Source organism: Actinomadura vinacea (assembly GCF_039532545.1).
Taxonomy (GTDB): domain Bacteria; phylum Actinomycetota; class Actinomycetes; order Streptosporangiales; family Streptosporangiaceae; genus Spirillospora; species Spirillospora vinacea.
In genome coordinates, this window is the sequence record NZ_BAAARW010000026.1 from 334,116 (window position 1) to 358,012 (window position 23,897).

Below are 23,897 nucleotides of genomic sequence, written 5' to 3' on the forward strand. Positions count from 1 at the left end.
AACATCGCGGTAGGCATTGACCAAGCAGAACTTCATGCCCGAACGACGCCACCCAAGGAAGCCCCCCTCGTAAGCCGAGCCAACCTTCTCAAGAGGCACCGTCCAATACGGCACCAACACCACATCCGCCTGGTCTCCCCGGGGAAATGCTGCCCCACCCACCAACCTGGCGGCCGCCGACCAGAATCGCGAACACGACCTTCCAGAGACACCCACCGGGGCTTCACAACGTCGAGCTTCCACGGGACAACATGACCAAGCCCGCGCCCCGCCCTCCCCCACGTACTCGCGAGCGCTGACCCCTGACGTTGAGCTCCATCGCAGACACCCCAGCGACCGCCCCTCCGGGGCAGCTGCCCGGGACACCCCACAACCGGGCCGCCGTCGCGCTGAGCGCGATCTTCACCGTCACAGGCCTCCTCCATAGTGCGCTCGCCGCGACCCGGCCGCTCGCGACGTTGCTGCCCCCGCGGAACCAGCCGCTCCCCGGAGCGTGTTGCTAGGCGAACCCGCCAACTTAGAGGCAGCCGGCACGACCGCGCTGGCACGGACCGTGTTTCGGGGGCCAGGCACGGACGCCGACGGGCAAGCCGGGAGTCTGACCCGGCGGCAGCACCTGATACGGGTTCCGGCCGGGGATGGGGCCGGTCGCTTCGCGGCCCTGGGAGTCGGCGGGCGACCACGCGAGGCCGACCGGGTGGCCCGTCGTGACCAAGCGAAGAGGCGACGCAGATCGTTCTCTGTGCCGGGCCAGAGGGCCTCTTTATGGTTGGCGGTGACGGGGGCACCGCGAGAGTCAGGCAACATCTGAGGCGTCCGCAAAACCAAGGAGACGCCCCGCCAGCCCGCCCGTGTGGCGGCCTTAAGGGCAGCGGCCAATGGGTCGCCGGGCCGTGGCCAGTCCCGCCCACTCGGCGTGGGGTCGCCTTTGGGGGCGGCCAGGGCTCAGGCTCTCCGGTTCTGGGCGAGAGCGACACCCGCCAATGGGCGCCCGGGGAGCGGACGTCGGGTCTCAGGGAGGGGGTGTTTCACGTGAAACGGGGGCGAGTGGCGGCGATGTTTCACGGGAAACAGTGGGGGAGCGCGGTGCCGTCCATCAGCCGTGGCTTCTCGTGCCAGGCCCGGGCTGGCCACAGGGCGGCCGCCACAGCACCCGGGCCCAGCGCGCAGGTGCCGGTTGTACTCCGACTGGCAGGGCAGCTGCCCGATCCGGGCCTGCGGCACCGGGACGCAGACCGGCTCGGCATAGGTCGGCAGCCGGGCGTCCCTGTCTTCACGCACTGATCATGGGCGTACTCATGGCCGCTCCAGCGATATCCCGTCAACGATCGAGGCGTGAGGCTCGGCGGGGAGTCATGCCGGCGTTTGATTCGCCGCTTCAGCGTGCCTTGCGGGCAGGGGAGGGGTCTTAGGAGCGTGCGGCGGTGGTTGAAGGGGTGGCGGCATGCGAACGCCCCGGGGCCGGATGGCCTCGGGGCGTTCGGCTGGAGAGGGCTAGAGGTCGTCCTCGGCGAGGTTCTCGTCGGGTGCCATCGCCTTGATGATGCGGTGCAGGTCCTCCCGCGTGGCGAACTCCACGACGATCTTGCCCTTCTTGTGGCCGAGGTCGACCCGGACCCTGGTGTCGTAACGATCGGACAGGAGGTCCGCCAGCTCCTGCAGGGCGGGCTCTACGGACTTGCGGCGGCGGCCCCCGCGCAGTGCCTTCGGCTCGTTCTCGTCCTCGTGCTCGACCTCGCGCATCGCGATGATCTCTTGCACGGTCCGGACCGCGATGATCTCTTCGACGGTCCGGACCGACAGGCCCTCCGACACGATGCGCTGCGCCAACACCTCCTGCGCCTCGACATTCTTGAGGGGGACCAGTGCGCGGGCGTGGCCCGCCGACAGGACGCCGGCGCTGACGCGTTTCTGGACGACGGGCGGCAGGTTCAGCAGCCGCAGCGTGTTCGTGATGTGCGGACGGGAGCGGCCGATCCGGGACGCGAGCTGCTCGTGGGTGGCGCCGAAGTCCTCCAGGAGCTGGTGGTACGCGGCCGCCTCCTCCAGCGGGTTGAGCTGCTGGCGGTGGAGGTTCTCCATGAGCGCGTCGCGGAGCATGGCCTGGTTGCCGGTCTCCCGGACGATCGCGGGAATCGCGTCCAGGCCGGCGATGCCGGCCGCGCGCAGTCGGCGCTCGCCCATGACGAGCTCGTAGTCGTGCTCTTCCCCGGTGAGTCGGCGAACGACGATCGGCTGGAGCAGCCCGACGATGCCGATCGACTCGGCCAGTTCCTCCAGCGCGTCCGAGTCGAAGTGCTGTCGAGGCTGGCGCGGATTGGGCCGGATCGAGCCGACCTGGATCTCGGCGAAATGCGCCCCGGCGACGGTCTGCATCTCCTGGCCGGACGTCTCGCCGCTCGGCGCGTTGGACGTGCCGGCGGTCCCGTTCGGCGAGCCGGGGGCGTCCCCCGGATCGGGAGCGGGAGGGACGGGCGGGGCCGTCGGGATGAGCGCACCGAGCCCCTTCCCCAGTCCGCGTCGCTGCTGGCTCACTCGGGCGCTCCCCGGTGGGCCATCTCGGAGGCGGCCTCACTGTAGGCGAGCGCTCCGGAGGAGCCCGGGTCGTAGGTGATGACCGACTGCCCGTAGCTGGGCGCCTCGGACACTCGGACGCTGCGCGGGATGACGGTGTTGAGGACGACGTCGCCGAAGTGGTTGCGGACGTCCTCGGCGACCTGCGCCGCCAGCCGGGTGCGCGCGTCGTACATCGTGAGCAGGATGGTGGAGACGTTCAGCCCCGGGTTGAGGTGGGCCTTCACCAGGTCGACGGTACGGATGAGCTGGCCGAGGCCTTCCAGCGCGTAGTACTCGCACTGGATCGGGATGAGCAGTTCGTCCCCGCCGACGAGGGCGTTCACGGTGAGCAGGCCGAGCGAGGGCGGGCAGTCGATGAGGACGTAGTCGAACTTGTCGGTGTCGTAGGAGTCCAGCGAGCGGCGCAGCCGGGACTCGCGGGCCACCTTGGACACCAGCTCGATCTCCGCGCCGGCCAGGTTGAGGTTGGCGGGGGCGCAGTGCAGGTTCGGGATCTCGGGGGCCGGGACGACGATGTCGCCCACGGGCAGGTCCTCGATGAGGACTTCGTAGATCGAGGGGACGTCCGCGTGGTGCTCCACGCCGAGCGCCGTGGAGGCGTTGCCCTGCGGGTCGAGGTCGACCACGAGCACCTGGGCGCCGTGCATCGCCAGCGAGGCGGCGAGGTTGACCGAGGTGGTGGTCTTGCCCACGCCGCCCTTCTGGTTGGCGATGGTGATCACCCGGCAGCCGTCCGGCCGGGGCCATTCCTTCTCGCGCCGCTCGGGTCTGACCCGTACGGCGGTTTCACGTGAAACCTTCGCGTCCTTGAGCGCCTCACGCACCAGTTCTGACTCCCCCTGAGATGGTCCGCTGCGCGGGCCGGGCGGCTGTGTGACGCCGCCGTTCGTCGGCACGTAGCCGACGGTCTCCGCGGTTCCGGACGTCGTGCTTCCCCACATTGCGTGTCCAGAGGGGGGCGCCTCCCCCTCCTCGCCGGTCTGCTGCGCCGCCGCTTCGTCCGCGGCGGGCAGGCTCGGACCGGTCGGTTCTTCGTCGGGGGATTCGCTGGAGCGGTCAGGCCCGGGGGGCCTGTGGGAGGAGCCCAGTCCTGGTCCCGTGCTCATGAAGACCTCTTCTTCCTCGACCCTTTGGCGCGTCGGGGCGCGCTTTCGGCGACCACACGGACAAGCGTTGTCGGCGGGTCGACCTTACCGCGCCCGACTTGGAGCAGTTCGGCCGTACGGACACCGAAGCGCTTGAGGACGGGCTGTGCCTCTTCCAGTTCGACCGCGGCACGCTCCCCTTTGAGCGCCAGCAGCTGCCCGCCCGGCCGCAAGAGCGGCAGGGCCCACTTTGCCAGGCGTTCCAGCGGTGCGACAGCGCGGGCGGTCGCGACGTCCATGGCGAATTCCTGGACGACCTCCTCCGCCCGCGCCCGGCGCACTTCGACGTTCGGCAGTTCGAGCAGCTCCACGCACTCGTTGAGGAACGTCGTCCGGCGCAGCAGCGGCTCCAGCAGCGTCACCGACAGATCCGGCCGGACGATCGCCAGCACGATCCCGGGCAGCCCCGCGCCGGAGCCGATGTCGACGACCCTGGCCTTGTCCGGGACGGCCTCGGCCACCACGGCGCAGTTGATCAGGTGGCGTTCCCAGAGCCGATCGACCTCGCGCGGTCCGATCAGTCCGCGCTCCACCCCGGCGTCGGCGAGGAAGGCCGCGTAGCGTTCCGCGACCGGCAGCGCGTCCCCGAAAACCTCACTCTCGATCCCCACCGAACGAATCGTTCCACAGATGCCGGGGACAGCGCACAAGCACGCGGACGGAGCCCACTGGAACCTCGTGGATCCGCAGGCCGCGGGGGCTCCATGAATACTCCGGGCCCACCGGGTACAGGGACGGGAGTGCCGTTCGCCTTACCCCCGGAACGGAAGGAGGCTCCGAAACCATGGGGATCGGAGTCAGTCTCGCTTTCATCGCCACCGGCGCCATCCTCGCCTTCGCCCTCAACGTCGATCTCAGCGGTGTCAACATCCAGCTGGTCGGCTGGATCCTGATCCTGGTCGGTCTCGTGAGCATGTGGTTCACGGTGAAGTACACGCGGCCGCGCCGGCGCGCGAGCCTGATGTCGGGTACCGATCCGGGCTACGTGGAGGAGGAGGTCGAGCCGGAGCCGGTCGTCCAGGAGGAGCGGATCATCGAGCGCCCCGTGGAGCGGGTCGAACGTGTGATTGAGCGTCCCGTCCAGTCCGATGCCACGGGCCACTCCGCGCAGGACCCCGCGGTGGCGCAGGATCCTGCGGTCGCGCAGGACCCCGCGAAGGAGAACCTCACGCGCACCGGATCACGCCGCCGCTCCCCGTTCCGCCGCTGACCGCAAGGTCGGAGCATCCGCATCGGCCTTGAGGGTGTTCAGGTTGTTCGACACAAAACGATCCTGGACACCCTCACCGCATGTCCGCGGCCGGATCCTTTGAGATCAAGCGTCTAGGACCGGTCTTCCACTTCGGCCTTGGCCACCGTTGCCGACGGCTGATGTCTCCCGTCCGCGGTGTCCTCGGCCTCGAAGCGCAGCAGGTCTCCCGGCTGGCAGTCGAGCGCCTCGCAGAGCGCGGCGAGTGTCGCGAAGCGCACCGCCTTGGCGCGGCCGTTCTTGAGTACCGCCAGGTTGGCGGGGGTGATCCCGACGCGGTCGGCGAGTTCGCCCACCGACAGCTTCCGCTTGGCCAGCATCACGTCGATGTCGACGGTGATCGGCATCAGATCACCTCGTCCAGCTCGGCCTGCATCTGCGTCGCTTCGATGTCGCGCGCGACGGCCTGGGCGAGCAGCATCCGCAGTACGAGCACGATGAGCGCGCCCCCCAGGACCGCCATGCCGATCCCGCCCATGATGACGGTCACGCCCGGGTCGTCCCGTTGCTCTGGTGCCAGGAGGGCCGTGAGCGCGAACCACAGGAGGGCGGCTGCCGCGATCGCGCCGATCACGACGTCCACGTACCGGAAGGCGGCGTGGGAGAACACGGTTCCGCGTCGCACCATCGTCACCAGCCGCCATACGCAGACCACGACGACCTGGGCCGCCACGACGCCCAGGAGCACGATCACGCGGAGCGGGGTCAGTGGGAGCGACCCGTCCTCCGGGTCGCTCCCACTGACCAACACCCACACCAGCACTGCCTGCACGAACACGGTGCTGGCGAGCACCCCTGCGAGCACGACGCGCAGCGCACGCACTGTCAGCTCTCCCACGATGACTCCTTCGATCGATTCACGATCAGAATCTATCGATATTCGATAGATATGGCAAGGGTCGGCCGAGGAGGCAGGACTTCGGTACAGACCTGTGAACCAGCGCTCCGGCTCCAGGCCGGGATGAGCACGGCCGTGCCCGATGTCACCCCGTCGGAAGCCGCAGACAAGGGATCTGGCGAATCTCCCAGCGGACCGCGAGCGGCCGGACCGCATCCACCGGTACCTCAAGGAGCACGAAGGCCCGGCGCGCGGGTCGGCGGGCAACGCCTGGTCGCCGGTCTCCCGGACGCTCGCGGGGATCACGTCCAGGCCGGCGAGGTGTGTCCCTGGGCGTGGCGCAACAGAACGCGGCTCCGCAAGGCGCGCCGGGTGGCTGGGCGTGCCGGGTCCCCTACGACGTGGCAGCGGCGCGGGCAAGGAACTCGTTCAGCCCAACGGCAAAGGCCCCGCCCCCTGGTCAGGGGCGGGGCCTCGGTCGCGTTCGGGGTCAGGACGGGTGGACGACCACGTAGCGCTCGGGCTCCTCGCCCTCGGACTCGCTGCGCAGCCCGGCGGCCGCCACCGCATCGTGGACGATCTTGCGCTCGAACGGGGTCATCGGCGCCAGCGGCTTGGCCTCGCCGCTCTGCTTGACCTCGGCCGAGATGTCCTGGCCGAGCTTGGTGAGCTCGGCGCGGCGGCGCTCCCGGTAGCCGCCGATGTCGAGCATCAGCCGGGTGCGGTTGCCGGTCTGGCGGTGCACGGCCAGGCGGGTGAGCTCCTGCAGCGCTTCCAGCACCTCGCCGCGCTTGCCGACGAGCTCGTCCAGGGCACCGCCGACCACGGCGACGACGGCGCGCTCGCCCTCGACGTCCATGTCGATGTCGCCGTCGTAGTCACCGATGTCCAGCAGGCCCTCGATGTAGTCGGCGGCGATCTCGCCTTCCTGCTCGAGCGCCTGGACGTCGACCTCAGTGGTGTCGGTCTGGCTCAACGGGATCTCCTTCTTCGACAAGGACTGAAGTCAAAACTAGCGCTTCTGGCTGCCGCTGCGCTTGCTCCGCGGCTTGCGGGTCGGCTGGTTGCGCACGACCTTGGCCTTGGGCTCCGGCTCGGGAGCGGGCTCGGGCTCCTTCTTCAGCTTGGCCTTGATGCCGGAGGAGTTCGCCGTGGTCTTCGCGCTGCCCTTGCCCGCGGGTGCCTTGCCCTTGGCCGGGCCGCCCTTGGCGGGCGTGGCGCCGTTGTCGCCCTGGACGCTCAGCGGCGGGTACTTGGAGTAGATGTAGTGCTGCTGGACGAGGGTCCAGCTGTTGGACGTCACCCAGTACATCAGGACGCCCAGCGGAAAGCCGAGGCCGAAGAGGCCGAACAGCGGCGCCAGGAAGACCATCATCTTCTGCGCCTGCATCATCGGGTTGTTCTCGTCGGTGACCGGCTGCCGCTTCATGCTGGCCCGGACCGTGAAGAACGTGGTGCAGGAGCTGATCACCACGGCGATGGCGGTGACGGTGATGGCGCTCCAGTTGCGCGGGTCGGTGCCCCAGGCGGTCAGGAACGTGTCGGGGATGTGCGCGCCGAAGATGTTGGCCTTCTGGGCGCTCTGCACCAGGTCGGGGGTGACCGCGAAGACGCCCTTGCCGGGGTTGGCGTCCGAGATCTGCTTGAGGACCTGGAAGAGGCCGATGAACACCGGCATCTGCACCAGGATCGGCAGGCAGCCCGACAGCGGGTTGGCGCCGTTCTCCTGGTAGAGCTTCATGACCTCCTGGTTCATGCGCTGCTTGTCGTTCTTGTACTTCTTGCGCAGCGCCTGGACCTTGGGGTTCAGTTCCTGCATCTTGCGGGAGGCGTGGATCTGCTTGACGAACAGCGGCACCATCAGCAGCCGCAGCAGCACGGTCAGAAGAATGATCGAGCCGCCCCAGGCCCAGCCGCTGTCCTTGGGGACGACCACGCTCAGCCCAGTGTGAATCCATACGATCAACTGGGCGACGATCGAATACAGCCAATCAAGCACCGGGCAGCTCCTTGGGCTCTGCTTGGGCGGGGCCGCTCTCCGCGCGGCCGAAGGTGGAGGAGGGGGCAGCGCCCTTCGCCGGCGGCACTGGGTCGAAGCCGCCGCGGTTGAACGGCTGGCACCGGGCGATCCGGCGAACGGTCAGCCAGCTGCCGCGCAGGGCGCCGTGCACCTGGAGGGCTTCCAGGCCGTACGCGCTGCAGGTGGGCTGGAATCGGCATTGCTGGCCGAGCAGGGGACTCAAGAAGCGGCGGTAGGCGCGGACGAACAGGATCAGCACACGGGCCACGGGGCCGATGCGCCCGGCCCCGGGCTCGGAGGGGGCGTGCCCCTCTGGCTGGCTCGTCATCTCCGCCCCTTGGAGGTTGGCCGCAGCAGCCGGTCGAGCGCCGACTCCAGGTCCGCGGCCAGTTCATCGTTGCGCGCCGTTCCCGCTGCGGGATTGGCGCGCACTACGAGCAGGCTACCCTCCGGCAGACGGTCGAGGTGCCCGCGGGCCAGGTGCCTCAGCCGGCGCTGGACGCGGTTGCGGACGACGGCGTTGCCGACCGTCCGGGCCACGATGAAGCCGACCAGCGGGGTCGCCGCCTCGCCGGGACCGGGGTCCCGGCGGAGCAGGTGCACGACGACGGTTGGCCGTCCCGCGCGGCGCCCGCGCCGGACGGCCAGGGTGAAGTCCTCCCGCCGCCGCATCCGGTGACCGGACGGCAGCATGTGAGGGGGCTGGTCAGACCGCGATGCGGGAGCGGCCCTTGCCGCGCCGCGAGGAAAGGATGGCGCGCCCGGCGCGGGTGCGCATGCGCAGCCGGAAGCCGTGCTTCTTGTGCCGGCGGCGGTTGTTCGGCTGGAAAGTACGCTTGCTCACTCGAGGCTCCAGTGCTGCGGTCGGTCTGATCCGGTCTGATCTTGAGGCGCGATGTCTCGCATCGAGGGACGCGTCCGGTCCCCCGCAGCGGGGGCCCACCCGTGCTCGCCCGCTGCGACGCAGTAGAGAAAAGGGGCGAGACGGCGGGCACGCGTCATCTCCGTCGATGCGACTCGACCTCAGAACGTTACGGGCTATCAGGGTCCCTGGTCAAACGGAGACGCCCCGCCCGGCGCGCTCCAGAACTCTGCGGACGGGGCATGCACAGCCGGTTTACGGGCCGGTACGGGAGAAGTGTGGGGAGGGCCACGTGCGAGGGCGGACCTCTGGGATGCGTGTTGCGAGTGCCGCCCGGCGGGCGCTAGTGTCTCCTGGGCGAGCCGATCGGCGCTTGCGGCGTACGCGTCGGCCCCACATCCTCCTGAAGTCCCACCCCGAATTTCGTCTTCGCCGGCAGGGACTCACCCCCTGAACGTCATCCCTGGTCTGTGCGCACCATCCCCTCGTTCACCGACTTTTGCACAGGCTCCGATGGTCATGCACAGCGTGTGGACAACTCTGTGGACAACTCGTGAGAGAGTAAGGCTTCCGCGACTCCGCGAGCTCCTGGAGACGGGTCGCGTACGTGGGGAAGCTGGGCAGTCAGGTGCTCCGGGGACGGAGTGATGGGGAGGGGACCTTGCGCATGGACGGTCAGGATCTCGCGTCGGTCTGGACCCGCACGCTGACCGCCCTCTCCGAGGGGGAGCTTCCCCCGAGCTACCGCGCTTGGCTTCCTCTGGTCCGACCGCTGGCCCTGGTCGAGGGCACCGCGCTGCTGGCCGCGCCCAACGAGTTCGCCAAGGACGCCCTGGAAACGAGGCTGCGGAATCTCATCACGCAGGCGCTGTCGCACGAGCTGGGCCGGGAGATCCGCGTCGCTGTGACGGTGCAGCCGGAACCTCCGGCGGCGTCCGGTGGCGACCCGTCCTATGGGGAACGGCCGTACGGGGACCAGTCCTATAAGGACTCCTACGACGACCGGCCTTTCGAAGACCGCTCTTATAGGGAGCAGCCTTACGGGGATCGTTCTTACCCTGAGCAGGGGTACGGGGGCCGTCCACAGCCTGGCTCTATCCACAGCCCCGGGGCTCCCGGTGGATATCCCCTTCCGGATGAGGATCGGGGATGGCCGCAGCGCGAGGGCGAGCACGGTGGCGGGTATCCGGCCGCCCCCCGTCCTCCTTCCTACGGAGGGCCCGGTGGCCGTACGGGGCCCTCCCCGTTCGACAGGCGTGGTCCCCAGGGCGGTGACTCGCAGGTGGGTGGACCGCAGGGCGGCGGTTACCCCGGGATGGGTCGGCCCAACGGACCCGGTCCTGGGCCTGGCTCCGGTCCAGGAGGGCCCGGCGGTCAGAGTGGTCCCGGTGGGCCGGGCGGTTCCGGCCCTGGAATGGGTGCGGGGCACGACTCAGAAGGCTTCGGTTCCCCTGGAGAGTCGCGCGGACGGCACGGCGGTGGCCCGCAAACGGGTCCGCAAGGGGGGCAAGGGGGATCGCCCCAAGGGCCTCAAGGTCATGCACCTTCACATCTGAACGACCGCACGCTGGGCGCCCCGCGTCCAGGGCGCGGAGAGCCGTCCCAGCCGCTGGGCGGTGAGGGCCAGAACGAGCCGCCGCGCGGTCGTCCAGAGGACTCCTTCGCCTCTGCCTCCGCGGCCGATCCCTACCGCGGCGACGAGTCTCCATATAGAGGAGACAACAGAGGGGAGGGCGGCTTCCGTGACGAGGAGGCGGCGCCCCCGCCCGAGGCCCGTGGCGTCCATACGCACTCCGGTGCCGGCCACAACGCGGGAGGTGCGGGCGCCGGCAGCGGTCCCGCCCCCGGCGCGGAGCATGCACGGCTCAACCCGAAGTACACGTTCGAGACGTTCGTCATCGGGTCGTCGAATCGCTTCGCCCACGCGGCCGCCGTCGCGGTGGCCGAGCAACCCGCCAAGGCGTACAACCCCTTGTTCATCTATGGGGACTCCGGGCTGGGCAAGACCCACCTTCTGCACGCCATAGGCCACTACGCGCAGAGCCTCTTCAACGGGGCGCGGGTGCGGTACGTGAGCTCGGAGGAGTTCACCAACGACTTCATCAACTCGATCCGCGACGGAAAGGCCGACGGCTTCCGCAGGCGGTATCGGGACGTGGATATTCTCCTCGTCGACGACATCCAGTTCCTTGAGGGGAAGGAACAGACGCAGGAGGAGTTCTTCCACACTTTCAACACCCTGCACAACGCGAGCAAGCAGATCGTTATCTCCAGTGATCGGCCGCCCAAAGAGTTGGTGACGTTGGAGGATCGGCTGCGCAACCGGTTCGAGTGGGGGCTGACCACCGACGTCCAGCCGCCCGAGTTGGAGACCCGGATCGCGATCCTGCAGAAGAAGGCGCGGCAGGAGGGCCTGGCGGCGCCGCCGGACGTGCTGGAGTTCATCGCCTCGCAGATCGCGACCAACATCCGCGAGCTGGAGGGGGCACTGATCCGGGTGACCGCGTTCGCCAGCCTCAACCGGCAGTCGGTGGACATGAAGCTGGCGGAGATCGTCCTGAAGGACCTGATCCCCAACGACACCGGCCCGGAGATCACCGCTGGGATGATCATGGCTCAGACGGTGGAGTACTTCGGCACCACGATCGAGGACCTGTGCGGCCCGTCGCGGTCCCGGATGCTGGTGACCGCCCGGCAGATCGCGATGTACCTGTGCCGGGAGCTGACCGAGCTGTCGCTGCCGAAGATCGGGCAGCAGTTCGGCGGCCGCGACCACACCACGGTCATGCACGCCGAACGGAAGATCCGCTCCCTGATGGCCGAGCGCCGCGCCATCTACAACCAGGTGACCGAGCTCACCGGGCGGATCAAGCACCAGGCGCGCAAGCGCTGACCGCACGGCGGGCAGTCCGCCGGCGGCAGTCCGCACGCGCCGGGGCCCTTCGCGGCGCCCGCCGCCCTTCCGGCCGATGCGACCGGCCCGTCATCGGGCGCCCGCGCGCCGAACCCTACCCACAGGTTGTGGAAAACACTGGGGATCCGAGTGGAAAAGCCCGTGGACAACCTGCGGAGAACCTGAGGACAGATCGTGGATGGTTTGTGGATGGGTTGGGGACCGGCGGTGGACGACGACCGGCATCATGGGGACGACTCCGTGGAAAGCCTGGGGAACACCTGGGGACGTGCTGGGGACGGCGCGTCCGGCGGGTACCCCTCGACGGCGTCCGGCGGCGGCCGCCCGGCGACCGGCGGGAGAACCTGCGGAAAACTCGTGGACAACCGGGGGATGAGGTGAGGATTACGTGTGGGGATCGTTTCGCCGTCCTCAGGCCGACGCCGCCCGTCCACGGCCAATGCACAGCGCCGGTGGACAAAAACAGGGCCTCGACCTGCGAGGACACCTGATGTCCACACTATCCACGGCCCCTATGACGAGTACTACCCCTTATCTCTACTCAAGAAAAGATCCAGTTCAACTCAGGGCCTGGGGATCCCGGGTCCCGGGCGCCCCAGACGATCAGTTCCACCTCACCCTTGAGCCGACACCTTCAGGAGGCGGGTCCCCATGAAGTTCCGCATCGACAGAGACGCCCTCGCCGACGCCGTGGCGTGGACCGCACGGACGCTCCCGGTGCGGCCGCCGGTGGCCGTGCTGGCGGGCATGCACCTGGAGGTGACCGACCGGCTGAAACTGTCGGCCTTCGACTACGAGGTGTCGGCCCAGGTGTCCACGGACATCGACGTGGAGGAGCCGGGCAGCGCCCTGGTGTCGGGACGGCTGCTGGCCGAGATCTCGCGCGCCCTTCCCCCACACCCTGTGGAGGTGACGACGGACGGCGCCAAGGTGATGGTCCGCTGCGGCAGCGCGAAGTTCACACTCCTGACCATGCCTGTGGAGGACTACCCGACGCTGCCGGAGATGCCGCCGGCCGCCGGGGCGGTGGGCAGCGACGAGTTCGCCGCGGCGGTCAACCAGGTCGCGATCGCCGCCGGCAAGGACGACACCATCCCGATGCTGACCGGCGTGCGCGTGGAGATCGAGGGCGAGACCGTCACGCTGGCCGCCACCGACCGCTACCGGCTGGCGGTGCGGGAGATGCACTGGAAGCCGGACCGTCCCGACTTCGCATCGGTGGCCCTGGTGCCCGCCAAGACCCTCGCGGACACGGCCAAGTCGCTGACCGCGGGCGCGGAGGTGTCCATCGCGCTCGGCGGCACCGGCGGCGGGGGCGGCGAAGGCATGATCGGGTTCGAGGGCGGCGGCCGCCGCACCACCTCCCGGCTGCTGGACGGCGACTTCGTCAAGTACCGGTCGCTGCTGCCGAGCGAGTACGCGGGGCTCGCCGAGGTGCAGACCGCGTCGTTCATCGAGGCGGTCAAGCGGGTGTCCCTGGTCGCCGAGCGGAACACCCCTGTGCGGCTCTCGTTCAGCCAGGGAGAGGTCGTCCTGGAGGCCGGGACCGGTGATGAGGCTCAGGCCGTCGAGGCGCTTGAGGCGACGCTGGAGGGCGAGGACATCGACATCGCGTTCAACCCCCAGTTCCTGCTCGACGGGCTGGCGGCGATCGGCTCGGACGTGGCCAGGCTGTCGTTCACGACGCCGACCAAGCCGGCGGTGCTCACGGGCAAGCCGCCGCAGGACGGCGAGAACCCCAACTACCGCTACCTGATCATGCCGGTGCGCCTGTCCGGATGAGCCGTCCGGCCGGCGGGCGCGACGCGGGTGCACCGCCGGCGCGGGCCGGGTGCACACAGGCGGTGGACGCGCGCGGTACGCGTAGACGCGCGTGAACGGGTACGCCTATGCGCGGACAAAAGGCGCGGATGTGGACGGCACAGAGCCAGGGTCACCGCATCACGCGCACGGCGCGGCGGTTCTGCGTGCTCGCGCGCGGGTCCCGTTACCCGCATGCGGGCCGGCCGCCCTGTACAGGAACGATGTAGGCAGCACGACACGTACGGCGAAGACGCCGCGTACAGGGGAGTGAGCATGGAGCTGGGGATCATCGGCCTGGGCAAGATGGGCGCCAACATGGCCGAGCGCCTGCGCCGGGGCGGGCACACGATCGTGGGATACGACCGCAACCCCGAGGTCAGTGACGTCTCCTCGGTGCGGGAACTGGTCGACCGGCTGCAGGCGCCCCGCGCGGTGTGGGTGATGGTCCCGGCCGGTGGGCCGACCCATGACACTATCCACAGGCTTGGGGAAATCCTCGAACCTGGGGATATCATCGTCGACGGCGGCAACTCCCACTATGTGGACGACCAGAAGCACGGCGAAGAGCTCGCCGCCAAGGGCGTCGGTTTCCTCGACTGCGGCGTCAGCGGCGGGGTGTGGGGGCTGCAGAACGGCTACGCGCTCATGGTCGGCGGCGACGAGGAGAACGTGAAGCGCCTCATGCCGATCTTCGAGACGCTGAAGCCGGAGGGCGAGTACGGGTTCGTCCACTCGGGCAAGGTCGGCGCCGGCCACTTCGTGAAGATGGTCCACAACGGCGTCGAGTACGCGATGATGCAGGCTTTCGGCGAGGGCTGGGAGCTGATCGAGGCCAGCGACCTGGTGACCAACGTGCCCGAGACGTTCCGCAGCTGGGAGCAGGGCACCGTCATCCGCTCCTGGCTGCTCGACCTGATGAACCGGGCGCTGGTGGACGATCCACACCTCGAGGAGATCCGTGGATACGCCAACGACTCCGGTGAGGGGCGCTGGACCGTCAAGGCGGCCGTCGACCACGCGGTGCCCCTGCCCGCCATCACCGCCTCGCTTTACGCCCGGTTCGCCTCGCGCCAGGACGACTCCCCCGCGATGAAGGTCGTGGCGGCCTTGCGCAGCCAGTTCGGCGGTCACGCGGTGGAGTCCGCCAAGGGCGCCGACTCCCCCGGCGCCGACGTCGAACCGCCCGAGCTGTAAGGCGTGAGGGGCGAGGCGGGGTAGGAGTCCCCGGAAGGCTCTACGCTCGTGTCTCGTGCACGTCGCCCACCTGTCGCTCCAGGACTTCCGCTCGTACGCCACCGCCGAGGTCGCGCTCGAGCCGGGTGTCACCGCGTTCGTGGGCCCCAACGGCCAGGGCAAGACCAACCTGGTGGAGGCGATCGGGTACGTCGCGTCGCACGGCAGCCACCGCGCGGCCACCGACGCCCCCCTGGTCCGCCACGGGGCCCCGCGCGCGATCGTGCGGGCCGGGGTGGTGAAGGACGACCGCAAGGCGCTGATCGAGTTGGAGATCAACCCGGGCAAGGCCAACCGGGCGCGCCTCAACCGTTCGCCCATCCCCAGGCCCCGCGAGATCCTGGGGATGCTGCGCACCGTGCTGTTCGCCCCGGAGGACCTGGCCCTGGTCAAGGGCGACCCAGGGGAGCGCCGCCGTTTCATGGACGAGCTGTTGACGGCGCGCGCGCCCAGGTTCGCCGGTGTGCGGTCCGACTATGACCGCGCCCTGAAGCAGCGCAATGCCCTGCTCAAGTCGGCCGCCGCTCATAGACGTTCCCCTGGGCCGGAGGTGTTGGCGACCCTCGACGTATGGGATTCGCATCTGGCCCGTACGGGAGCGGAGTTGCTGGCGGCCAGGCTGGAACTGGTGGGCGCGCTGCGTCCCCTGGTGGCCCGCGCGTATGCGGCGCTGGCTCCCGGGAGCGATGCCGCCGACCTCATCTACAGGAGTTCCTTGGGTGAGGTGGAGTTGTCCACAGACCGTGCAAAACTCGCGGAGCAACTCCTCGCGGGCGTGGCCAATGCGCGGCGGCAGGAACTGGAACGCGGTGTCAGCCTGATCGGCCCGCACCGGGACGAACTCGTCCTGCGTCTGGGGGAGCTGCCCGCGCGCGGGTACGCGAGCCATGGCGAGTCCTGGTCGTTCGCGCTCGGGCTGCGGCTGGCCGCCTTCGACCTGCTGCGCGCGGACGGCGACGATCCCGTGCTCATCCTGGACGACGTGTTCGCCGAGCTGGACACCGGCCGCCGCAGCCGCCTGGCGGAGATGGTGGCGCCGGCCGAGCAGGTCCTGATCACGGCGGCCGTGCCCGCCGACGTCCCCGCCGAGCTGACGGGCGGTTCGTACACTGTCGCCGATGGGCTGGTGACGCGTGAGTGATCCCAGAGACGGAGGGGGAGAGCGGTGAACGATCGTCCACAGGGTGTGGATAACTCCTCCGGGGAAGAGGGATCTGCCTCATCCACAAGTCCTTCTGGGGCTGACGGTTCCAACGGCCCGAACGGTTCGCAGGCTCCCCCGGCCAAGTCCGGGATCGAGCTGGCACGGGAGGCCTTGGCCCAGGCCAAGTCCGACGCCCGCAAGAGGGGTTCTGTACCGGGGCAGGGCGGCAAGCGTAAGAACGCTCGCCAGGTAGTGGTGCGTGACCCTGGACGTGGGGGCGACCCCAAGGCGTTTGGCGCGGCCATACGCGACCTGCTTGCCACCCGGGGGTGGGAGCAGCGCGCGGCCGTAGGCGGCGTCTTCGGCAACTGGCCCGGCATCGTGGGCCCGGAGCTGGCCGAGCACACCCGTCCCGAACGCTTCGAGGACGGCGTCCTCACCGTGGTCGCCGACTCCACGACGTGGGCGACCCAGCTGCGGCTGCTCGCGTCCACCCTGGTCAGGCGGCTGAACGAGGAGCTGGGGCACGGCACCGTGCGCCAGGTGAAGGTGCTCGGCCCGTCCTCGGGCCCGCGCCGTTCCGGCGCCTGGCGCGTCCGCTGACCGTGATCCCAAGGGCCGTCCACAGGCCCTGAGAGACATGCCAGGCGGCATGCCGGCCGGTCGCGGCGGCCTGTTGATCAGTGTCTTTCCGGTCGTCCGGCCGCCCGGCGCAGGGATGGGCGGAGGACGAGACCGGCCCGGCCCACGAACTGTCAGTGGCATGTGGAAGTCTCCGAACCGGTCGACAGACCACCACAAGAGAAGACATGGACCGCGCACGGAACGTGACCGCCCCGGTGCGGGCGGCGTCCGGAAGGGTGGGAACATCTGTTCGGTGGGGCGCCAGATGAATTTCGCTGCGAGCGCGCCGTAGGCCAGAGAACCCCCCAGGGTCTATGGGGGGATGCATCTCCTCGCCCTTCCGCCCGCCACGCGCGCACACAGAGCCCGTCAGTGCCACTTTTTGGCTCACGACCCGGTAGAATGAAGTCGGGTTCAGGATGCTGCGCCGCCATGGGTCGCCCGGGTCGCTGGTCGACTGACCAGAGCCGGCGGGCGCCCATACGTGTGTTACGGGGCACACCGCGTTCTCCGAACGGGCGCGGGTGACGAGCATCCCCGGCAGGAGGATCTCCTTTGGCGTACGACGCTAGTTCGATCACTGTCCTTGAAGGTCTCGAGGCGGTGCGCAAGCGCCCGGGCATGTACATCGGCTCGACCGGGGAAAGGGGCCTGCACCACCTCGTCTACGAGATCGTCGACAACTCGGTCGACGAGGCGCTGGCCGGCTATGCCGACGACATCCAGGTGACGCTGCTCGCCGACGGCGGGGTGCGGGTGCGCGACAACGGGCGCGGCATCCCGGTGGGCGAGCACCCGGTGGAGAAGCGCCCGGCCATCGAGCTGGTGCTGACCACGCTGCACGCGGGCGGCAAGTTCGACGGCAAGTCGTACGCGGTCTCCGGCGGTCTGCACGGGGTGGGCTCTGCGGTGGTCAACGCGCTGTCCCGCCGGCTGGAGGCCGAGGTCAAGGTGGACGGCCATGTGTGGCGGCAGTCCTACACCTGGGAGGGCCCGGAGGCCCCGCTGGCCAAGGGCGAGCCGACCGACGAGACGGGCACCACGATCACCTTCTGGCCCGACGGGACCATCTTCGAGACCCTCGAGTGGAACTTCGAGACCCTCTCCCGGCGCATGCAGGAGATGGCGTTCCTCAACCGCGGGCTGTCGATCACGCTGCGCGACGAGCGGCCGAGCCACGCCGAGGGGGAGCCGGGCGAGCCCGGTGAGCCGCGCCAGGTCCGCTACCACTACGAGGGCGGCATCGAGGACTTCGTCCACTACATCAACAGCAAGAAGGACGCCGTCCACGACTCGGTGGTCTACTTCGGCGACGACACCGAGGGCATGTCGGTGGAGATCGCGATGCAGTGGAACTCCTCCTACGCCGAGTCGGTGCACACCTTCGCCAACACCATCAACACGGCCGAGGGCGGCACCCACGAGGAGGGCTTCCGGGCGGCGCTGACCACCATCGTCAACCGGTACGCCAAGGAGCAGAAGCTCCTCAAGGAGGGCAAGGACGACAACCTCACCGGTGAGGACGTCCGCGAGGGTCTGACCGCGATCATCTCGATCAAGCTGGCCGACCCGCAGTTCGAGGGGCAGACCAAGACCAAGCTGGGCAACACCGAGGCCAAGTCGTTCGTGCAGAAGGCCTGCCACGAGCATCTGCGCGACTGGTTCGAGCGCAACCCGGGCGAGGCCAAGGAGATCATCAACAAGGCCACGCAGGCGGCGCGGGCGCGGATCGCGGCGCGGCAGGCGCGCGACCTGACCCGCCGCAAGAGCCTGCTGGAGTCGACCTCGCTGCCCGGCAAGCTGTCGGACTGCCAGTCCACCGACCCCTCGAAGTCCGAGCTCTACATCGTGGAGGGCGACTCGGCGGGCGGCTCGGCCAAGGGCGGCCGCAACCCGCACTTCCAGGCGATCCTGCCGATCCGCGGCAAGATCCTGAACGTGGAGAAGTCGCGGATCGACCGCATCCTCAAGAACAACGAGGTGCAGGCGATCATCACCGCGCTGGGCACCGGGGTGCACGACGAGTTCGACATCTCCAAGCTCCGCTACCACAAGATCATCCTGATGTCGGACGCCGACGTGGACGGCCACCACATCAACACTCTGCTGCTGACCCTGCTGTTCCGGTTCATGAAGCCGCTGATCGAGGCCGGCCACGTCTACCTGTCCCAGCCCCCGCTCTACAAGATCAAGTGGGACGCCCGCGGGTCGGACGTCGACTACGCCTACTCCGACCGCGAGCGCGACGCGATCATCGAGGCGGGCGTGGCGGCCGGCAAGCGCGACCCACGCCCCCGCGACCTGGTGCAGCGCTTCAAGGGCCTGGGCGAGATGAACCCGCAGGAGCTGTGGGACACCACGATGGATCCCGACAACCGGGTCCTGCTGCAGGTCACGCTGGACGACGCGGCGCAGGCCGACGAGCTGTTCAGCGTGCTGATGGGCGAAGAGGTCGAGCCGCGCCGCGAGTTCATCCAGCGCAACGCCAAGGACGTCCGCTTCCTGGACATCTGAGATGGACGCGTTCCGCCCGGAGCGGTCGAACTTCTTTACCACTACCTAGAAGAGGTCTTTCAGAGTGACGGATGTGACCACAGAGGGCGGGCACCCCGGCGAGCGGATCGAACCCGTCGACATCCAGGTCGAGATGCAGCGCAGCTACCTCGACTACGCGATGTCGGTCATCGTGGCGCGCGCGCTGCCCGAGGTGCGCGACGGGCTCAAACCGGTGCACCGCCGCGTGCTGTACGCGATGTACGACGGCGGCTACCGGCCCGACCGGGGCTACTTCAAGTGCGCCCGCGTCGTCGGCGACGTCATGGGTAACTACCACCCCCACGGCGACTCGGCCATCTACGACGCCCTGGTCCGTCTGGCCCAGCCCTGGTCGATGCGCTACCCCCTTGTCGACGGCAACGGCAACTTCGGCTCCCGCGGGAACGACCCCGCCGCGGCCATGCGGTACACCGAGTGCCGCATGGCGCCCCTGGCGATGGAGCTGCTGCGCGACATCGACAAGGAGACCGTCGACTTCTCCCCCAACTACGACGGCCGCTCCCAGGAGCCGGACGTCCTGCCGTCCCGGTACCCGAACCTGCTGGTGAACGGCTCGGCCGGGATCGCGGTCGGCATGGCCACCAACATCCCGCCGCACAACCTGCGGGAGGTGGCCGCGGGCGTCCAGTGGTTCCTGGAGAACTACGGCGCCACTGACGAGGAACTCCTCGACGCGCTGATCGAGCGGGTCAAGGGCCCCGACTTCCCCACCAGCGGCCTGATCGTCGGCCGCAAGGGCATCGAGGAGGCGTACCGCACCGGCCGCGGCTCCATCACCATGCGGGCGGTCGTCGAGGTCGAGGAGATCCAGGGCCGCACCTGCCTGGTCGTCACCGAGCTGCCGTACCAGGTCAACCCCGACAACCTGGCGTTGAAGATCGCCGAGCTGGTCAAGGACGGCAAGCTCGACGGCGTCGCCGACGTCCGGGACGAGACCTCCGGCCGCACCGGCCAGCGGCTGGTGATCGTGCTCAAGCGGGACGCGGTCGCCAAGGTCGTCCTCAACAACCTCTACAAGCACACCCAGCTGCAGGAGACCTTCGGCGCGAACATGCTCGCGCTGGTCGACGGGGTGCCGCGCACGCTGCGCCTCGACCAGTTCGTGCGGTACTGGGTGGCGCACCAGATCGACGTCGTCGTCCGCCGCACCCGGTTCCTGCTCCGCAAGGCCGAGGAGCGGGCGCACATCCTGCGCGCGCTGCTCAAGGCGCTGGACCGGATCGACGAGGTCATCGCGCTGATCCGGCGGTCCCCGTCGGCGCAGCAGGCGCAGCAGGGCCTGATGGGCCTGCTGGAGATCGACGAGATCCAGGCGCAGGCCATCCTCGACATGCAGCTGCGCAAGCTGGCCGCCCTGGAGCGCCAGCAGATCACCGACGAGTACGACAAGCTCATGGCGGAGATCGCCGACTACAACGACATCCTCGGCTCGCCCGAGCGGCAGCGCCGGATCGTCGGCGACGAGCTGGCCCCGATCGTCGAGAAGTTCGGCGACGAGCGGCGCACCGAGATCATCCCCTTCGACGGCGACGTCTCCTACGAGGACCTCATCGCCGAAGAGGACGTGGTCGTCACCATCACCCGCGGCGGCTACGCCAAGCGCACCAAGACCGACCTCTACCGGGCGCAGCGGCGCGGCGGCAAGGGCGTGCGCGGCGCGCAGCTCAAGCAGGACGACATCGTCGACCAGTTCTTCGTCACCACGACGCACCACTGGATCCTGTTCTTCACCAACAAGGGCCGGGTCTACCGCGCCAAGGCCTACGAGCTGCCCGACTCCGGCCGCGACTCGCGCGGCCAGCACGTGGCCAACCTGCTGGCCTTCCAGCCGGACGAGCACATCGCCCAGGTGATGGACCTGCGCGACTACGACGTCGCGCCCTACCTGGTGCTGGCGACCAAGAAGGGCCGGGTCAAGAAGACCGCGCTGCGCGACTTCGACTCGCCCCGCACCGGCGGGATCATCGCGATCAACCTGGTCGACGACGACGAGGTGATCGCGGCCCGGCTGGTGTCGCCCGACGACTACCTGCTGATGGTGTCCACCGGCGCGATGGCGATCCGGTTCCGCGCCGACGACGAGTCGCTGCGCCCGATGGGCCGGGCCACCAGCGGCGTGATCGGAATGCGTTTCGACGACGACCACGACGTGCTGAACATGCTAGTGGCGCAGCAGGATGCGCACGATGTGCTCGTGGCCACCGAGGGCGGGTACGCGAAGCGCACGCCGATCGAGCAGTATCCGGTCCAGGGCCGGGGAGGTAAGGGCGTTCTCACCGCTAAGATCGTGCAAACTCGCGGCAGGCTGGTGGGGGCACTGATGGTGGGCCCTGACGACGAGGTGTTCGCGATGACGTCCAACGGCGGCGTCATCCGCACCACCGCGGCGGAGATCAAGCAGTCCGGCCGGCAGACCATGGGGGTCCGTCTGATGAACCTCGCCGAAGGGGACAGCGTCGTCGCCATCGCGCGAAACGTAGAGTCCATGGAGGACTCGGACGGCGAGGCGGACGAGGAGGGCGACGGTGAATGACGCCTCCGGATCCGCCGGTGAGCCACCGGGGCGGGCACGCCCGCTCCGCGCCGCGGCCCATGGACCCAGGAAAGCCCTAGGCCAGGAGGACACGTGAGCAGCCAGCCCGGCAAGAACGAGGCGCAGCGGGGCGGCGATTCCCCGGCTGGCGAGCAATCCGAGAAGGTCAAGCAGACGGTGGCGGCCTCGGCCTCCAAGCCCGGCCGGGACGAGGCCGTCGCGGAGAGCACCTCGGCCGAGGAGACCAAGGCCGACCTCCCCAGGATCGAGGAGGAGAAGCCGGGCTGGAGCCGGCCCGCCGAGCCCGCGGCCTCGGTCTCCAGCGGCCGCGCGGAGGGCGCGGGCATGTCCTTCGGCGCTCCGGAGAGCTCGGTCGACCATCCGGTGGCGGGCTCCGGCGCCGCCGCCGGCCCCGGTAATGCCCCGTCGGCGCCCAAGCCCGGCCCTGGCACGTCCCGGTTCGGCAACGTCCTGAAGAACCGGCAGGCGCGGTCCGGCGCCGCCGGGTCCGCGGGAGGCGCCAAGGGCGCCCGCAAGGCCCAGCTTCAGCTCGCCCGCCTGGAGCCGTGGTCGGTCATGAAGTTCAGCTTCGTGATGTCGCTGGTGTGCTTCGTGGTGCTGCTGGTCGCGGTGATCGTGCTGTACGCGATCCTGTCCGGCCTCGGCGTCTTCTCCGCGATCACCGACACCGTCTCCGACCTCACCCGCCGCCAGGGCGAGACCAGCGGCGGCCTGGACGCGGGCAGCTGGTTCTCCTTCGCCCGCGTGTTCGGCTACACGGTGCTGGTCGGGGCGCTGAACGTGCTGCTCATCACCGCGCTGTCCACGGTCGGCTCGGTCATCTACAATCTGGCCGCCGACCTGGTCGGAGGCGTCGAGGTCACCCTCAAGGAGGCCGAGTGACGACCGGCTGACCGACACCGCCGCCGCCCCGCGTTTATCGATTTCCGGTTGCCCCTCCGGATGCGGTAATCTCTCGATGCGCCGCGAGGGCGGCGGCACAACCCGGGCCTGTAGCTCAGTCGGTTAGAGCGCATCCCTGATAAGGATGAGGCCGGAGGTTCAAGTCCTCCCAGGCCCACCACCTCAAAAGCCCCCACCGGGTATCCGGTGGGGGCTTTTGAGGTGGTGGTGACGGCAACGGGTCAGCCGTCGGCGACCCAGTCCATGTGCTCGATCCAGTGGTCGAACAGTGCCCGATCCCCCTGCAGGTCCAGCGTAGGAGCCGCATCCAGCGGGCGACGCCTGCTGAGCACGAGCAGTAGTTCGGTGGCTGGGCCGCGTACCGCGACGTCTGCCTTGGTGTGCGTGTGTTCCAGGACGACCATGTCCGGTTCCCGGCGTGCCAGCCACTCTCCGGGCGCGTCGGTTGCGTGGAAATGCAGGGTCTGGCCGTCGCCGCGCATTGCATCGGCGAAGTCCGGCCTGTTCTCCCAGTAGCCGCGGGAAGTCATCGTGTCCAGCCAGTCCTCGATGGCCGCAACGGCAGGCTCCGGCTCCAGCTCGTATCGCATGCCGCACGCCGCAGCCGCGTCCGCGCGATGCACGCAAGCCTCGCCGAACAGCCGACGTGACCAGAACGGCACGCCTGCGGCGCCGCCGGACGGATCCCACACCGGCGTGTCATCGGCGATCGATTCGAACGCCTGCTTCGCCTCGGCCGCGCCGTCGGTCAGCCAGGCGCGCCACTGGGCCGAATCGGTCGGACCCGGAACGTAGCCGGCGAACGCCCTGCTCGGCTCGGTCATCCGCTCACCCACGAGCATTGCCACCATGCGCTGTGTCGCGCCGACATGGTCGACAAGATCGGCCAGCGTCCACTTCGGACATGTCGGCACCGGGGCCGCCGCGTCCCGGCCGTGTACCCAATCGGCGAACGTGTTCGTCTGTTCGACAACAGCCTGCAAATACGCGGACGTGTCCATCGCTGCACCTCCAGGTGCTCCGTTGATGCCTTCTAGAAGATGTGTCATGCCACGGACAGCCAGGCCGTCGCCAGTACGAGAGCGTACGTGGGGCGATTGATCCGCGACTGTTCCGCGGAGCGTCCAACTATCACAGCCGTCACGCTAGCCCTCGGGTCCAGTTCCTCCCAGGGCCGGAGGGGGGCTTCTCGTCGTCAGCTCAGGCTTGCGCGATCCGGCTCACCTCCAGCGGCAAGCCTCGGCGATCACCAGCCAGCACGTCCACATGACACGGCTAACGGCGGTCACGGGGCGCACGCGGTCAGGAGCTCGCATTCCCCGAGTCGGAGACGTCCACGGGGTGGAAATAGACGGTCACGCTGACCCACGGGCCATCATCGGTGATCTCTGAGTGAAGGACGAGGTCTTGCACTTCAACCGGTTCAAACCCTTCGATCGAGTCAGCGACCCGCGTAGGAGCGCAGGAACGTCGCT

General features: G+C 69.2%; 20 protein-coding genes and 1 tRNA gene. 10 read left to right on the forward strand and 11 right to left on the reverse strand.

Going from position 1 to position 23,897, the window contains the following annotated elements:
* Positions 1–1,494: 1,494 nt before the first annotated feature.
* The 3 genes from ABD340_RS34675 to rsmG all read right to left on the reverse strand — a co-directional run bounded on the left by ABD340_RS34675 (position 1,495) and on the right by rsmG (position 4,333).
* The gene (locus tag ABD340_RS34675; RefSeq protein WP_344594807.1) at positions 1,495–2,535 is read right to left on the reverse strand and encodes a ParB/RepB/Spo0J family partition protein; all 1,041 of its coding nucleotides are present in this window, start codon (positions 2,533–2,535) and stop codon (positions 1,495–1,497) included.
* Positions 2,532–3,401: a ParA family protein gene (locus ABD340_RS34680; protein ID WP_344594900.1), complete on the reverse strand. Its 870-nt coding sequence runs from the start codon at positions 3,399–3,401 to the stop codon at positions 2,532–2,534. The genes ABD340_RS34675 and ABD340_RS34680 overlap by 4 nt, the downstream gene beginning before the upstream one ends.
* A gap of 278 nt (positions 3,402–3,679) precedes the next feature.
* Complete coding sequence (gene rsmG / locus ABD340_RS34685; RefSeq protein ID WP_344594809.1) at positions 3,680–4,333, reverse strand: 16S rRNA (guanine(527)-N(7))-methyltransferase RsmG; 654 nt, start codon at positions 4,331–4,333, stop codon at positions 3,680–3,682.
* A gap of 173 nt (positions 4,334–4,506) precedes the next feature.
* Between rsmG and ABD340_RS34690 the strand changes: the two genes are divergently transcribed.
* Positions 4,507–4,932 (forward strand): DUF6458 family protein, encoded by a 426-nt coding sequence (locus tag ABD340_RS34690; protein ID WP_344594811.1) that lies wholly within the window; start codon positions 4,507–4,509, stop codon positions 4,930–4,932.
* Between the two features lie 113 nt (positions 4,933–5,045).
* On the opposite strand, the gene ABD340_RS34695 is transcribed toward ABD340_RS34690, so the two are convergent.
* From ABD340_RS34695 to rpmH, 7 genes are all read right to left on the reverse strand, one after another.
* Positions 5,046–5,318, reverse strand: a complete 273-nt coding sequence (locus tag ABD340_RS34695) for a helix-turn-helix domain-containing protein (protein ID WP_344594812.1) — start codon at positions 5,316–5,318, stop codon at positions 5,046–5,048.
* Positions 5,318–5,809: a DUF2975 domain-containing protein gene (locus ABD340_RS34700; RefSeq protein WP_344594813.1), complete on the reverse strand. Its 492-nt coding sequence runs from the start codon at positions 5,807–5,809 to the stop codon at positions 5,318–5,320. The genes ABD340_RS34695 and ABD340_RS34700 overlap by 1 nt, the downstream gene beginning before the upstream one ends.
* 490 nt (positions 5,810–6,299) lie before the next feature.
* Positions 6,300–6,785, reverse strand: coding sequence for a Jag family protein (locus ABD340_RS34705; protein WP_344594814.1), 486 nt, complete (start codon positions 6,783–6,785; stop codon positions 6,300–6,302).
* A gap of 36 nt (positions 6,786–6,821) precedes the next feature.
* Positions 6,822–7,808 carry a membrane protein insertase YidC gene (gene yidC, locus ABD340_RS34710; protein WP_344594816.1) on the reverse strand — a complete coding sequence of 329 codons (987 nt, stop codon included), beginning with the start codon at positions 7,806–7,808 and terminating at the stop codon, positions 6,822–6,824.
* Positions 7,801–8,157: a membrane protein insertion efficiency factor YidD gene (yidD, locus tag ABD340_RS34715; protein WP_344594817.1), complete on the reverse strand. Its 357-nt coding sequence runs from the start codon at positions 8,155–8,157 to the stop codon at positions 7,801–7,803. Before yidD ends, yidC begins: the two co-directional genes overlap by 8 nt.
* Positions 8,154–8,522: a ribonuclease P protein component gene (gene rnpA / locus ABD340_RS34720; RefSeq protein WP_344594818.1), complete on the reverse strand. Its 369-nt coding sequence runs from the start codon at positions 8,520–8,522 to the stop codon at positions 8,154–8,156. The genes yidD and rnpA overlap by 4 nt, the downstream gene beginning before the upstream one ends.
* 13 nt (positions 8,523–8,535) lie before the next feature.
* Positions 8,536–8,673 carry a 50S ribosomal protein L34 gene (gene rpmH / locus ABD340_RS34725; protein WP_132177956.1) on the reverse strand — a complete coding sequence of 46 codons (138 nt, stop codon included), beginning with the start codon at positions 8,671–8,673 and terminating at the stop codon, positions 8,536–8,538.
* Between the two features lie 685 nt (positions 8,674–9,358).
* On the opposite strand from rpmH, the gene dnaA reads away from it, so the two are divergent.
* The 9 genes from dnaA to ABD340_RS34770 all read left to right on the forward strand — a co-directional run bounded on the left by dnaA (position 9,359) and on the right by ABD340_RS34770 (position 22,582).
* On the forward strand, positions 9,359–11,584 hold the full coding sequence (gene dnaA, locus ABD340_RS34730) for a chromosomal replication initiator protein DnaA (protein WP_344594822.1): 2,226 nt from the start codon (positions 9,359–9,361) through the stop codon (positions 11,582–11,584).
* 672 nt (positions 11,585–12,256) lie between these two features.
* A complete protein-coding gene (gene dnaN / locus ABD340_RS34735; RefSeq protein ID WP_344594823.1) occupies positions 12,257–13,387 on the forward strand; it encodes a DNA polymerase III subunit beta in 1,131 nt (376 codons plus the stop codon).
* A gap of 213 nt (positions 13,388–13,600) precedes the next feature.
* Positions 13,601–14,602 carry a phosphogluconate dehydrogenase (NAD(+)-dependent, decarboxylating) gene (gnd, locus tag ABD340_RS34740; protein WP_344594825.1) on the forward strand — a complete coding sequence of 334 codons (1,002 nt, stop codon included), beginning with the start codon at positions 13,601–13,603 and terminating at the stop codon, positions 14,600–14,602.
* Positions 14,603–14,657: 55 nt separating this feature from the next.
* Entirely contained in the window at positions 14,658–15,782 is a 1,125-nt protein-coding gene (recF, locus tag ABD340_RS34745) for a DNA replication/repair protein RecF (protein WP_344594826.1), read from the forward strand.
* A 258-nt stretch (positions 15,783–16,040) separates the two neighbouring features.
* The gene (locus ABD340_RS34750) at positions 16,041–16,388 is read left to right on the forward strand and encodes a DciA family protein (protein ID WP_344594828.1); all 348 of its coding nucleotides are present in this window, start codon (positions 16,041–16,043) and stop codon (positions 16,386–16,388) included.
* 576 nt (positions 16,389–16,964) lie between these two features.
* Positions 16,965–18,923, forward strand: coding sequence for a DNA topoisomerase (ATP-hydrolyzing) subunit B (gyrB, locus tag ABD340_RS34755; protein WP_344594830.1), 1,959 nt, complete (start codon positions 16,965–16,967; stop codon positions 18,921–18,923).
* A 64-nt stretch (positions 18,924–18,987) separates the two neighbouring features.
* Positions 18,988–21,498, forward strand: coding sequence for a DNA gyrase subunit A (gene gyrA / locus ABD340_RS34760; RefSeq protein ID WP_344594831.1), 2,511 nt, complete (start codon positions 18,988–18,990; stop codon positions 21,496–21,498).
* 93 nt (positions 21,499–21,591) lie between these two features.
* Positions 21,592–22,401, forward strand: a complete 810-nt coding sequence (locus ABD340_RS34765; protein WP_344594833.1) for a DUF3566 domain-containing protein — start codon at positions 21,592–21,594, stop codon at positions 22,399–22,401.
* Between the two features lie 104 nt (positions 22,402–22,505).
* Positions 22,506–22,582: transfer RNA gene (locus ABD340_RS34770), tRNA-Ile, on the forward strand.
* A gap of 61 nt (positions 22,583–22,643) precedes the next feature.
* Here ABD340_RS34770 and ABD340_RS34775 read toward each other — a convergent pair.
* Positions 22,644–23,423: a maleylpyruvate isomerase family mycothiol-dependent enzyme gene (locus ABD340_RS34775; RefSeq protein ID WP_344594834.1), complete on the reverse strand. Its 780-nt coding sequence runs from the start codon at positions 23,421–23,423 to the stop codon at positions 22,644–22,646.
* Positions 23,424–23,897 lie beyond the last annotated feature (474 nt).